The organism is Paracoccus wurundjeri, from assembly GCF_030678915.1.
Classification (GTDB): domain Bacteria; phylum Pseudomonadota; class Alphaproteobacteria; order Rhodobacterales; family Rhodobacteraceae; genus Paracoccus; species Paracoccus onubensis_A.
The window spans coordinates 20,930-33,570 of the sequence record NZ_JAUUTZ010000031.1 but is presented as its reverse complement, the minus strand read 5'-3'; the positions used below and the strand labels follow the sequence as shown (position 1 = coordinate 33,570).

Here is a 12,641-nt window from a genome sequence, read left to right as displayed (position 1 = left end):
GATCACTTTCAGACCGGTGGCGACACGCCGTCAGGTCCGGCGACGATGCCACGCTCCAGAAGTTCGCCGATCCGTTCCTGCGACAAGCCAAGATCCCGCAGAATCTCGATGGTATGTTCCCCCAGACCGGGCGCCAGCCGCTCGATGGCGACGGGGGTCGAGGACATCGCCACCGGGTTGGCCATCGCGATGGTCGCGCCCTCAGTCGGATGAGCGACGGTCCTGAAAAAGCCGGTATCGGCCAGATGCGGATCCTTCAGAACCGTCTCGAATGTGTGCATCGCCATGACCGGCACATCCGCCGCGTCCAGCAGGTCGATCCATTCGCCCGAGCTTCGGGTCAGGAAAATCTCGGCCAGCCAGCCATAGACATGGGCGATATGGTCCATCCGCGACCGGAAACTGGCAAAGCGGTCATCGGTCTCCATCAAACCGTCCTGACCGATGGCTTTCAGGAAACGTCGCCAGTGATCATCAGTGTAAAGCAAGGCGCAGACATAGCCGTCTGAAGTGCGCAGCGGGCGGCGGTCGCTGGCGATCTGGCGCACATAGCCGCCTCGGTCCAGCGGCGGATCGAACGTCAGGCCGCCCAGATGATCGCTGAGGATGAAGCTGACCATTGTCTCGAACATGGGGACATCGACACGCTGCCCTTTCCCTGACCGGTTCCGCTCGATCACGGCGGCCAGAATGCCGCTTAGCGCGGTCAGCCCGACGATCCGGTCGGCGATCGCCGCCGGCACATAGCGCGGCTCGTCGGACCCCGACAGCATGAACAGATGCGACAGCGTCGAAGCGCCCTGAATCAGATCGTCATAGGCCGGACGCGCCGCATAGCGCCCGTTCTGGCCGTAACCGTAAAGCCCGGCATAGATCAGCCGCGGATTGACCGCCTGCATCTCTTCCCATGACAGGCCAAGCCGCTTCATCGCCGCCGGGCGCAGACTGTAGATCACGATGTCGGCGCCCCGGCACAGATCCAGCAGCAATTGCCGCCCTTCCGTGGTCTTCAGGTTCAGCACCACAGAGCGTTTGGAACGGTTCGAGTTCAGGAACAGCGGCCCCATGCCGGGCGAACGCGACGGCCCGACATTGCGGACAAGATCGCCCGAGGGCGGTTCCACCTTGATCACATCGGCCCCGAAATCCCCAAGGTACTGGGTCGCATACGGTCCCATCAGCACCGATGTCAGATCGATGACCTTCAGCCCTGCAAGCGGTCCCATATCCTGTCCTCTTCCATCTTCATTTCTGTTCGCAGGGGCATCAGCCACTGCCTTTCCTTCCGACAAGCGGTATCCGCCGGCAAATCGCGACGCCGGCCATCTTTGGTCGCCAATACGCCGTCATCACATCTCGGAAACACCCGGCATCGCGGCAAGCAGCTTGCGCGTGTACTCGTTCTCGGGATTTTCGAAGACCCGTTTCAGTTCGCCCTGCTCGACGATGCGCCCCTTGCTCATCACCGCTACGCGGTTGCAGATATTCGAGGCAACGCGCAGATCATGAGTAATGAACAGCATCGCGAAGCCAAGCTCGGTCCGCAGCTTCTCGAACAGGTCCAGCACCTGCGCCTGCACGGTCACATCCAGCGCCGAGACGGCCTCATCCGCGACGATCACATCCGGCTCCAGCGCAAGCGCGCGGGCGATGCAGATCCTTTGCCGCTGCCCGCCCGAGAATTCATGCGGAAACCGGTCGATGGCCGAGGGTTGCAGCCCCACCAGTTCCAGCAATTCGCAGGCGCGCCGACGGGCCTCGGCGCCGGATTTTCCCATCCGCACCGGTCCCTCGATCATCGATTGTCCGACCCGGCGGCGCGGATTGAGAGAGCTGTAGGGGTCCTGAAAGATCATCTGGATGCGGTGGCGCATCTGCCGCAACCTTGCGGGCGTCAGCCCCGGCATATCCTGTCCTTCGAACAGAATGCGGCCCCGATCGGGTTTCTCGAACCCCACGACCATCCGCGCCAGCGTGCTTTTCCCCGAACCGGATTCGCCGACAATGCCAAGCGTCTCACCCGGTGCCAGCGTGAAGCTGACATCCTGAACCGCATGCACTTCGGTGGTCTTGCCCAGCCACGAGGATTGCCGGTAGGTCAGCGAGACATTCTCGGCCTTCAGGACCGGTTCACGCTCGGCGAGTTGCGGCAGATAGCGCAGCCGGGGCACTGCGGCGATCAGCTCCTTCGTGTAATCATGCCGCGGCGATTGCAGCACGTCCTTCGCGGTACCGCTTTCGACCAGCTTTCCCCGGCGCATGACCAGAACCCGGTCGGCAATTTCTGCCACCACGCCGAAATCATGGGTGATCAGCATCACCGCGCTGTCATGCTTGGTCAGCAATTCCCGGAACAGTTTCAGGATCTGGGCCTGGGTGGTGACGTCCAGCGCGGTGGTGGGTTCATCCGCGATGATCAGTGCCGGCTCCATCGCCAGCGCCATGGCGATCATCACCCGCTGCCGCTGCCCGCCCGAAATCTGATGCGGATAACGGTGGTACATCTCTTCCGGCGCGGGCAGATGCACATCGGCCATCAGCTCCAGCACCCGGCTGCGGATCGCCGCCGTGCCCAGCCCGGGCTTGTGCAGCACCAGCACCTCGGCGATCTGCCGGCCCAGTGGCATGACCGGGTTCAAAGCGGTCAGCGGTTCCTGAAAGATCATCGCCATCCGGTTGCCGCGCAGCTGGTCCATCCGCTGCTCTGGCGCGCTGGTGATATCCTCGCCCTCCAGCATCACCGTGCCTTTCGCCACGCGCAGGCTGTTCTTGGGCAAAAGCCCCATGACGACCGACGCGGTGACGGATTTTCCCGAGCCGGATTCGCCGACAACGCACAGGATCTCGCCCCGGCGGATGGTCAGCGACACATCCTCGACCGCATGGGTCCGGTCCAGCCCGCCGGGCAGGGTCACGCTGAGATCGCGCATTTCGAGAACGGGTTTCATCTGGTTCATGACGATGCCCTCGTTCCACGGGTCAGGCGCGGATCCAGACGGTCACGCAGGGAATCCCCCAGCAAATTGACCGACATAACCGTCACCGCAAGCATCAGACCGGGTGCGATGATGGTCCAGGGCGCACGCAGGAACACCGCCCGCCCCTCGGCCATGACATTGCCCCAGGTGGGGGTGCCCTGCGGAAAGCCGACGCCAAGAAAACCCAGAATCGCTTCGGACAGGATGGCCGAGGCAAAGATATAAGTGGTCTGCACGATCAGCGGTGCGACACAATTGGGCAGGATATGACGCGCGAGGATCAGCGGCGTCTGGATCGACATTCCGATGGCGGCCTTGACATAGGGTTCTTCGCGCGTGCTCAGCACTACGCTGCGGACCAGCCGCACGACCCGCGGGATCTCGTTGAAGACCAGCGCGGCGACGATGGTGGCCAACGAGGCCCCCAGAAGCGATACGACCGCGACGGCGAACAGGATATTCGGGATCGCCATGATCGCGTCCATGATGCGCATGATCACGCCATCGATCCGGCGGAAATAACCGGTTACCAATCCGATGACCGTGCCGATGGCACCCCCCGCCAGCGCGGTCAGCAACCCGACCAGCAGCGACAGTTTCGCGCCCTCGACGGTCAGGCCGAACACATCGCGCCCCATGGCATCGGTACCGAACAGTGCCAGATCCGAGGGCGCCTGCAAGCGCATCCGGGGCCGCACCTGCGTTAGTTGCGCGTCGATGATCCAGGGCGCCGCCAATGAAACCACGGTAATCGCCAGCAGCAGCGCCGCGCAAAGGGCGGACAGCTTGTTCTGGCGCAGAAATCCCAGCCAAGCCGTGGCGGGCGCATTCGTAAGGTGACTGCTCATGCCCCGCGCCTCAATACCGGATCCGCGGATCGACGATGATATAGGCGATGTCGATCAACAGATTCACGCCGACATAGATCAGGGCGAAGAACAGCATCAGCCCCTGCACCACCGGATAGTCGCGAGCCAGAATCGCGTCGATGGTCAGCCGCCCGATGCCGGGAATGTTGAACACGCTTTCGGTCACCACCACGCCCGAGATCAGCATGGCGATCCCGATGCCGATCACGGTGATAATCGGCACGGCGGCATTGGGCAAGGCGTGACGCCACAGAACACGGCGCTGCGAATTGCCCTTGGCGCGGGCGGTGCGAACGAAATCCTGATTCAGCACCTCGAGCAGGCTTGAGCGTGTCACCCGCGCGATCAGTGCCATGAAGACCAGCGCCAGCGTTACCGATGGCAGGATCAGATGCCGGACGGCGCCGCCAGGATCGGCGAAGGGGCTGACATAGCCCTGTACCGGCAGCAATTCCCATTTGACCGAGAAGAACAGCATCAGCAGATAACCGATCACGAAGGCCGGCACCGAGAAACCCGCAACCGACAGCGCCATGACCGCGCGGTCGATCCAGCTGTTGTGACGCCATGCCGCAATCGCGCCCAGTGGCACCGCGATCAGAACGGTGATGATGATTGCCGAGACGGCCAGTACCAGCGTCGCCTCGAGCCGGTCGAAGATCAGCGCCAGAACCGGCATCCGCGACAGGATCGACTGACCGAAATCGCCTGTGGCGACCCCGGCAAGCCATGTCACGAACTGGATCGGCAGGGGTTGATCCAGCCCCAGTTGCTGACGCAGGGCGGCGATGGCTTCGGGCGTGGCGGAATCGCCTGCAAGGATCACGGCGGGATCGCCGGGGCTAAGGCGCAACAGGCCAAAGACGATCACCGCGACGATGAACATCACTGGCACCGATGACAGGATACGAAGCGCGACCAGACGTAACATCACGCCTTGTCCAGCGAATACACGACCGTTACCGGGGCATTGACGAAATCCGTCACCTCGGGCCGCAGCGCGGTATATTGGTGATAGGTGCCCAACGGGATGTAGAAGACCTGATCATAGGCCCGCTTCTGCATCTCTTCGGCGATCGCCTTCTGTTTTTCTGGATCGGGTTCGCGTTGATACTGGGTCTTCAGTTCTTCGGTCTCGGGGTCGTCGACAAAGCCGGTATAGCCTTCATTGCCGCGCGCATCGAAATTCATATTGCCAAGCGGCGACACCAGATCGATCCGGTCAAAGACGGCATGCGCAACGTTCCAGCCGCCTTCCGCCACCGGATCGGTGCTTGATCGGCGATCAAGGAAGGACGACCATTCCATCGTCTCGATCTCGCTCTTGATCCCCAGCTCGGTCAGAAGCTGCTGGGTCAGTGGGGCCAAAGCCGAGAATGAGGCGACATCCCCCGGCGTGATGATGATCACCGTCTCGCCATCGTAATCGGATTCGGCTACCAGTTCCTTGGCGGCTTCCAGATTTTCAAGACTGCCGTCGGTATAGCCTGCGTCCGTTTCCAAGGGCGTACCGCAGCCGAACAGGGCGCCACAGGTCTGATAGGCTTCGGGATCGCCGACGCCGATATCCAGATAATCAAGCTGGCTGACCACCATCTGCACCGCCTTGCGCAGACGCACATCGTTGAAGGGCGGCTGCGACCAGTTGAAACGGATGGTCGAGGCCGTGGGGCTGGCGCGCTCGACAAGTTGCATATCGGTCCCCTGCAGCATGATGCGGCGATCTGGGCTGACGGTCTCGATGATATCCAGTTCGTTATTCTGCAACGCACTGATCGCGGTGTCGGGACTTGGGAACCAGATCGTATCGATGCGCTCGACCCGCGGCACCTTGCCACCGGCAAGACCATCGGCGGGCTCGGAGCGCGGAACGTAATCCTCGTTGCGGATATAGGACCAGCTGACGCCGGGCCGGAATTCTTCGGCCAGGAAACGATAGGGGCCGGAGCCGATGACCTCTTCCAGCATGGTCGAAGGATCCAGATCCGCGATCCGCTTCGGCATCACGAAAAGCGGGATCGAGCTGGATCGCGCCAATGCCTCCAGCATGGCGCCGAAAGGTTCGGAAAGCCGGAAGCTGAAACTGGTTTCGTCATCCGCGGTCAGTTCCTCGGTCACGCTCTGAAGGCGCAGGCCGACGACATCCACCTGCCACCAGCGCCGGATCGAGGCGATCACATCCTCGGCCGTGACCGGCGCGCCATCATGGAACGCCAGGCCGTCGCGCAGGGTGAATGTCCAGTTCAGCCCGTCATCCGACATCTCCCAGCTATCCACCATCTGCGGCTGCGGGGCATAGTTGGAATCGACCGCGAACAGCGTATCATAGACAAGATAGGCGTGGTTGCGCGTGACATAGGCGCTGGTCGTCACCGGATCCAGCACGCGCAGCGCGGCATGCGGAGCAAACCGCACGACGCTTTCCGCCCCCTGTGCAGCCAATCGCGTGCTGGTCGCGGCAAACAGCATCGCGCTGGCAGAAAAAAGCATCGCCTCCCGGCGGTTCATCTTCATGGCTTCCTCTCCTGTTCGTCCGATTGCAGGTTTTCTATGTTATTGTTTAATTTCAATATATCTTGCCGCGCCGCGGATCGGGCCAGAACGAGGTATCGGCCCGCGCCGGACCACCGCCAGCCGCCATCGGCACGCCATCGGCGCGCCAGCAGGCGGCGCCTTCCATCACCCCGTTATCCAGAAAACGGATCGCCCCCATCCCGCCCGCGACATGGGCAACGGGCGCGATGCGATGTCCCTTGGCTGCCAGCGCGTCCCGGACGGGCTGCGGAATACTGTCCTCGATCTCGACCTCCTGCCCCCAGGTGAAGATGCGCGGGGCCTCGACCGCCTCTTGCAGCGACATGCCGTGGTCGATCAGGTTGATCACCCCCTGCGTGGCCGAGGCCGGAATGCGATGCGCGCCGGGCAGGCCAAGCGCGAAGGCGACCTTGCCGCCCCGCTTGACGATCAGTGCGGTGATGCCGCTGGTAATCCGTTTTCCGGGCGCCAGAGACAGCGCCCTGCCGGGATGGGGATCGAACAGATACATGTAATTATTCGGGATGATCCCCGTGCCCGGAATGATCACCCGCGCGCCGAACAGGCTGTTGATCGTCTGGGTCGAGGTCACGACATTGCCTTCGTGATCGGCGATGGTGACATGGGTGGTATTGGCGGATTCATTGGTCAGGATTCGCGCGACCTGCTGGCGGGCGCGATCCGGATCGATATCGCCGCGGCGCTCATCCGCATAGGCTTTCGAGATCAGCCTGTCTGTCGGCACATCGATGAAATCGGGGTCGGCGGTCACGGCCAGCCGGTCGGCGGCGGCGATCTTCAACGCCTCGATCAGGCGGTGCAGGGTTGCTTCGGTCCCGAAGCCACCGGCGCCGACATTCGACGGCTCCAGCAGGTTCAGAACCTGCACCGCCTGCACGCCGCCCGAACAGGGTGGCGGAGGGCCGATGATCTCGTGGCCGCGATAGGTTCCCCGCACCGGCTCGCGGCGGATCACCCGGTAGTTCCGGATATCCTCTTCGCTGACCCATGTTCCCGACTGTTCCAGAAAAGCCCGCAGATACTCGCCAAGCTGCCCTTCCAGCAATGCGCCGGCGCCACCTTCGGCAATGGCACGCAGGGTCCGCGCGTAATCCGTCTGCACCAGACGGTCACCGGCTTTCAGTGGCACGCCGCCCGGCACGAATATCCCCGCAATGGCCGGATCCAGAAGCAGATCGGGCGAGATTTCCTGAATGCAGGTCGCCAGATAAGGTGACAGGATGAACCCTTCTTCCGCATGGCGGATCGCGGGACCAAGCAATTGCTTCAACGGCAGGCGGCCATGCCGTTCGGCCATCTCGCACCACGCGATCAGATTACCCGGAACCGCGATGGCCCGGGGGCCGACGCGGTTCTCGCGCCCTTTGGTTTCCATGTAATCGGGCCAGACATCCGCGATGGGCGTATAGCTGTCGGGGCGCGTGGATGAGGGCGCGGTGGCCAGCCCGTCGTAGACATGGGTTTCGCCATTCGCCAGATGAATGACCGACGCACCGCCGCCGAAGATCCCGACCATCATCGGCTCGACCACGGTCAGTGCGAACAGCGCCGAGACGGTGGCGTCGAATGCGTTCCCCCCGGCGGCGAACATCTCCATCGCGGCAGCGGAAGCCAGCGGATGATTGGTCACGGCGACCCCGCGCGTTCCGGTGACGGCACCCTTTTCACAGGTGAAACTCATGCTTGCGCTATTCTTCCAGGTCGCCACTCTCGCTGCCTTTCATCGGTCCGGTATGGCTGCCACATCTCTGCTCAATGCGACGGCCCGCCATCTCCCGTGATCGACAAATTTCGCAGGAATCGATCCCGGATGGCTGTAGCCGGAATTATGACGGCCATGTATCTTACGGCTCAATATATCTTTGCGGCGAATTTGATAGGTTCAGCTTATCGAAATGCAGGTATATGAGCGCGGCCATCGCATACCGTGCCTCTTCCTCTGCTTCTTCTTTGTCTAAATACCTTGGAGGTCGCCGGCGGGTCGCGCCACTGGTTCAAGAGACGTGTCGGCGACGGGCAGCGCCTCCGGCCATCGCGGGACGCAACTCACCCGCATTTCCGATCCGACGCGACACGCTCTTTATGCGGGTTCAGCAATCGATGATCATGTCGCTGCGGGGGATCGCCTGACATAGCAGGATCTGGCCTTGTGCCAGAACCGGCAACTCGCCCGCCGGATAATCGGCTGCGCCCTCAAGAACGCGTTGCAGACATGACTGGCAATCACCGATGCGGCAGGAATAGGCGACCTTCACCTGATTGCTCAGCGCCAGGTCAAGCAAGGACCCGGAGGCAGGAGTCCATGTCGCGGTTTTGCCCGACTGCGCGAATGTGACTTTGCATTCGGCAGCGGTCTCCTTGTCGCCAAGGTCAAAGGCCGTACCCGCCTGCGCCGAAAACTCTTCGAAGCGGATGTTTTCCGGCGCGGCCCCAAGCGCAACCAGCCCTTCGCGCAGCCCCTGCATGAATGCCTGTGGCCCGCAGATGTAGAAATCCGTATCGGCCACCGGCATGATCCCCGCGACGGTGGCGGCGTCCAGCCGCTTGCCCAGATCGCAGGCATCGCCTTCGCGGGGCCGCGAATATGCCGAAAACATGCGGATACCGCCATTCACGGGGCGTTTCGCGATCTCGCATACCTCGCCCGGGAAAAGATGATGCGCCGCATCGCGGGCGGCATGCAGGAACCAGACCTCACGGCCGCTATCCTCTTGCGCCAGCCGCTCCAGCATCGGCAGCAGCGGCGTAATGCCTACACCGGCACTGATCAGCGCCACCCGTCTGCCCGGGGGGCTGTCCAGCACGAACCGGCCGGCAGGGATGCCCACAAGCAGCTCGGACCCCGCATGAACGCTATCGTGCAGAAGATCCGACAGGCCGCCATTGCCCATACGCCGGACCGAGATGCGCAGGCTGTTCCCGTCAGGCCGGCCGGAAACCGAATAGGACCGCCTGTGCGCGACTGTCTCGGGGTCGTGGGGCAGCGACACGGTGACATATTGGCCGGGACCGATCGGGCCGATCGGCGCATCGTCGCGGGGCTTCAGCATGAAGGAAACCACATCCGGGCTTTCCCGTCGCCGGGCCGCACAGATGAAACGGCGGCGGCCGGCCCAATAGACCCTGCGGTCATCCTGCCAGATCCGCGCCCGGCTTAGCGAGGCGGGGCAGTGAAAATACACCTCGCGCGGCACGATCTTCAGGCTTTGCCCGTTCCGCGCCGGTTCCTTTTCGAACCGGCCATTCACGCGCAGCATCTCGTTGCGGCCGGGGGCGATGGTGACAAGGGCGCATTCGCCCTCTTCAGTGGTCGCAAGATCCGGCGGCAGATGCAGGCGATAAGCCTGACGGTTGTCGAAAGGGATCACCGATAGCGGCGCTTCGCCGGTCAGGTCGATCTCCATCCCGCCCTGCGCATTCTCGTGCGACAACACGATGAAACGCGCCTCCTCCATAAAGGCCAGCCCACCGGGGCCGGCGATGTCGAACACCTTGGTCTGAACCGCCTCGCTGGAGCTGCCATAGACCTCGCGCATCCCGCGCGTGGCCAGCAGCTGTTCTTCCCCGGCATGTTTGCGCACCGGGCTGAACCCGGCATCCGCCTGTGCAAGCTTGTCGCCCCGGACAACCGCCCCAAGATCCAGCGGCGCCTTGCGTATCGCCGGACCAAGCCAGAATCCGGCATTCCGAAACGCAGTGGTTTCGACGAATTCGCACCGGGCCGGAGTCAGGACCAGAACACTGATCGGCGGATTTTCATCCGCAGGAAACGCGGCGATATCGCTGTCGCGAAACGACACCTCGCCTCGGCCCGAGATCCGCAAATAGCGATCCACGCCACGATTGACGACGATCATCGCGATTTCGGGATTGCTCAGCAGGTTGCCGATCGTGTCCAGCCTGCGATTGCCCTTGTAATCGGGCAACAGCAACGCGCCGCTGTCACTGACACGCATGACCGAGGGCTGCCCCCCGCGCGGCGATACATCCAGCGCGCCTTCGGCATTGCGAGAGGCGATGAAAAGCAATGTGGCATTATTGATGAACTCTCTGGTATCGCTGTCCATATCAGGTTTACCGGTTCCGGTCATTTTCACGGTGGCCGGGACATGCCGCGCCCTACCGACGGCCCGACCGGCGCGTTCAGCGGACATCCAGCAACCAGAGCGCCAGCAGCGGCGCATCCTCGTCGGCCGCCATGGCATGCAGGATCCCCGGCGGGTTATAGAACACACCGCCGATTCCCGGCGAGAACCATTCGCCCCCGCCCTGCAGGAACCTGCCGGGCGACAGGACAAGATAGACCTCGGGCGGGGCATGATCGTGATCGGGATATCGGGTGCCCGGTGCCAGAAGCGATATGCCGATCCACAGATCCCGCCGTCCTTCGACTCCGCCGGGGCCGACGATCATGGCGTTGGCATGACTTTCGGCGAAATCCGCGCTTGCATTCGGTGCCGGTCCCGGCCGCGCCCTCCAGACCAGCCGGGGCAGCACCGCATGCAGCCTGCCGGCAAGCTCGCGCAGGGGATGGCCTTCCTGCGCGATCACATCCATTGCCGGTGTCAGATATTCGCAAACCGGCAGCAAATGCCCATCCGCTTCGCTGGCTTCCCCGATATCCTGCAGCTTTTCATATACCCGACCGACCATCGCATCCGCGTTACCGTCGGTTCTGGATGCCAGTACGTCTTTCAGGCTGGCCAGAAACGCGGTCAGATCGATATCCCGTTCACTCATCGGTATCTCCTTCTGTCTTGCCGTTGACTGGCCATCGCCACCCCGATCATGACGCCATGTCATATTCGCTGCAACGCCATGCAGGGCGCAAGTTCGATAAGTCCGGCTTATCAAACTTGCCATTTGCCTTCCTTGGTCAAGCATCGGGCCGCGGTTAGGTTCCACGCTGTCCGGCAGGCCCGGCAGGCAAGGAGAAGCGACGATGAGGCATGCGCCCGCCTATAAATCCGTTTCCGGCTGGAACGCGCTTTTGCCCGCGCGGGACGTCCGGCAGGATCCGCCCGCCACGCGCCGGTTCCGGAATATCGTGATCGGGGCGGGGTTTACCGGGCTTGCAACCGCGCATCGACTGGCCGAGCTTTGCCCGGACGAAGATATCCTTGTCATCGAGGCCGCGACGCTTGGCGAAAGCGCCTCGGGCCGGAATTCGGGATATCTGCTGATCAATCCCGGCGAGCCAAGCGCGAATGCCACGGATTTCACGGATGACTGGGCAACCCGGCAGATGGCGATGGTTCAGGCCGGGTTCGATCTGCTTCGTACAAGGGTGAAAACCCATGGTATCGACTGCGACTGGAACAGCGATCCGCTGGCGATCACAGCCGCCGCCACGACCCGGGTCGAAAAAAGCGCCCGCGAGACAAGACAGAAATATCAGGAATGGGGGCTGAGTCCCCGGGAATACGACCGCAAGGCTCTGACCCGGATCATCGGAACCGATTATTACCGCTATGGCCTGCAATCGCTGACGCGCGCACTGGTTCAGCCCGCGGCCCTGCATCGCGGGCTGGGCGACGCGCTGCCGGGCAATGTCCGGCTGCTTGAAAATTGCGCGGTGCGGGCGCTGGGCGGTGACGCGCCTTACCGTCTGGCCACGGACCGGGGCGAATTCGTCGCGGATCGCGTATTCGTCACCAACAACCTGCATGCGCGCTTCTTCGGCATTGCCCGGAACCGGATGATCGGCATCTATACCTATGGCGCCTTCACGCCTGAACTGGACGACCGCGATCTTGATCTGCTGGGCGAAGAGCCCGACTGGGGGATCCTGCCGGCGCATCGGATGGGAACGACGATGCGCAAGACCGGGCGTCGTCTTCTTATCAGAAGCGGCGATTCATACGAACGGGAAGACGCGCCCGAGAAAGCCCGCGCCATGCTGACCCGGCTTTATCGCAACCGCTTCCCGCATATGAAGACGCATGATCTTGAACATGTCTGGGGGGGCGTCACCGCCGTGACCCATAATGGCAGATTCACGTTCGGTCAGGTCAGGCCCGGCATTTATGCCTCTGCGGGCTGCGATGGCGCGGGCGTCCTGCGTGGCACGATCCACGGCACGCTGCTGGCCGAACTGGCCTGTGATTCGCGCTCGCCCCTGCTTGAGGAACGGATGAAAATGGGCGGCCCGGATTGGCTTCCGCCCGAACCCTTGCGTTATATCGGGGCAAGCACCCTGCTGATGCTTGAACAATGGCGCGCCGGCAAAGAGCGGTGA

The 12,641-nt window shown here is 62.7% G+C and carries 9 protein-coding genes; 1 reads left to right on the top strand and 8 read right to left on the bottom strand.

Going from position 1 to position 12,641, the window contains the following annotated elements; translation table 11 throughout:
- Positions 1-8: 8 nt before the first annotated feature.
- From Q0601_RS21430 to Q0601_RS21395, 8 genes are all read right to left on the bottom strand, one after another.
- On the bottom strand, positions 9-1,226 hold the full coding sequence (locus Q0601_RS21430) for a CaiB/BaiF CoA transferase family protein (RefSeq protein WP_305291957.1): 1,218 nt from the start codon (positions 1,224-1,226) through the stop codon (positions 9-11).
- 123 nt (positions 1,227-1,349) lie between these two features.
- Positions 1,350-2,957 (bottom strand): ABC transporter ATP-binding protein, encoded by a 1,608-nt coding sequence (locus Q0601_RS21425; protein WP_305291956.1) that lies wholly within the window; start codon positions 2,955-2,957, stop codon positions 1,350-1,352.
- Positions 2,954-3,826, bottom strand: a complete 873-nt coding sequence (locus tag Q0601_RS21420; protein ID WP_305291955.1) for an ABC transporter permease — start codon at positions 3,824-3,826, stop codon at positions 2,954-2,956. Before Q0601_RS21420 ends, Q0601_RS21425 begins: the two co-directional genes overlap by 4 nt.
- Positions 3,827-3,836: 10 nt before the next feature.
- Positions 3,837-4,778, bottom strand: a complete 942-nt coding sequence (locus Q0601_RS21415; protein ID WP_305291954.1) for an ABC transporter permease — start codon at positions 4,776-4,778, stop codon at positions 3,837-3,839.
- Positions 4,778-6,361 carry an ABC transporter substrate-binding protein gene (locus Q0601_RS21410; protein ID WP_305291953.1) on the bottom strand — a complete coding sequence of 528 codons (1,584 nt, stop codon included), beginning with the start codon at positions 6,359-6,361 and terminating at the stop codon, positions 4,778-4,780. The genes Q0601_RS21415 and Q0601_RS21410 overlap by 1 nt, the downstream gene beginning before the upstream one ends.
- A gap of 52 nt (positions 6,362-6,413) precedes the next feature.
- Positions 6,414-8,084 carry a gamma-glutamyltransferase gene (gene ggt, locus Q0601_RS21405; RefSeq protein ID WP_305291952.1) on the bottom strand — a complete coding sequence of 557 codons (1,671 nt, stop codon included), beginning with the start codon at positions 8,082-8,084 and terminating at the stop codon, positions 6,414-6,416.
- A gap of 409 nt (positions 8,085-8,493) precedes the next feature.
- A complete protein-coding gene (locus Q0601_RS21400; RefSeq protein ID WP_305291951.1) occupies positions 8,494-10,470 on the bottom strand; it encodes a pyridoxamine 5'-phosphate oxidase family protein in 1,977 nt (658 codons plus the stop codon).
- A gap of 76 nt (positions 10,471-10,546) precedes the next feature.
- Positions 10,547-11,143: a dimethylsulfonioproprionate lyase family protein gene (locus Q0601_RS21395; protein ID WP_305291950.1), complete on the bottom strand. Its 597-nt coding sequence runs from the start codon at positions 11,141-11,143 to the stop codon at positions 10,547-10,549.
- Positions 11,144-11,345: 202 nt separating this feature from the next.
- On the opposite strand from Q0601_RS21395, the gene Q0601_RS21390 reads away from it, so the two are divergent.
- A complete protein-coding gene (locus Q0601_RS21390) occupies positions 11,346-12,641 on the top strand; it encodes an NAD(P)/FAD-dependent oxidoreductase (protein WP_305291948.1) in 1,296 nt (431 codons plus the stop codon).

Coding starts and splice junctions, on each gene's coding strand:
- Q0601_RS21425 (WP_305291956.1), bottom strand. CDS start 2,957: ATGAACCAGATGAAACCCGTTCTCGAAATGCGCGATCTCAGCGTGACC.
- Q0601_RS21410 (WP_305291953.1), bottom strand. CDS start 6,361: ATGAAGATGAACCGCCGGGAGGCGATGCTTTTTTCTGCCAGCGCGATG.
- ggt (WP_305291952.1), bottom strand. CDS start 8,084: ATGAGTTTCACCTGTGAAAAGGGTGCCGTCACCGGAACGCGCGGGGTC.
- Q0601_RS21390 (WP_305291948.1), top strand. CDS start 11,346: ATGAGGCATGCGCCCGCCTATAAATCCGTTTCCGGCTGGAACGCGCTT.
- Q0601_RS21420 (WP_305291955.1), bottom strand. CDS start 3,826: ATGAGCAGTCACCTTACGAATGCGCCCGCCACGGCTTGGCTGGGATTT.
- Q0601_RS21430 (WP_305291957.1), bottom strand. CDS start 1,226: ATGGGACCGCTTGCAGGGCTGAAGGTCATCGATCTGACATCGGTGCTG.
- Q0601_RS21400 (WP_305291951.1), bottom strand. CDS start 10,470: ATGGACAGCGATACCAGAGAGTTCATCAATAATGCCACATTGCTTTTC.
- Q0601_RS21415 (WP_305291954.1), bottom strand. CDS start 4,778: ATGTTACGTCTGGTCGCGCTTCGTATCCTGTCATCGGTGCCAGTGATG.
- Q0601_RS21395 (WP_305291950.1), bottom strand. CDS start 11,143: ATGAGTGAACGGGATATCGATCTGACCGCGTTTCTGGCCAGCCTGAAA.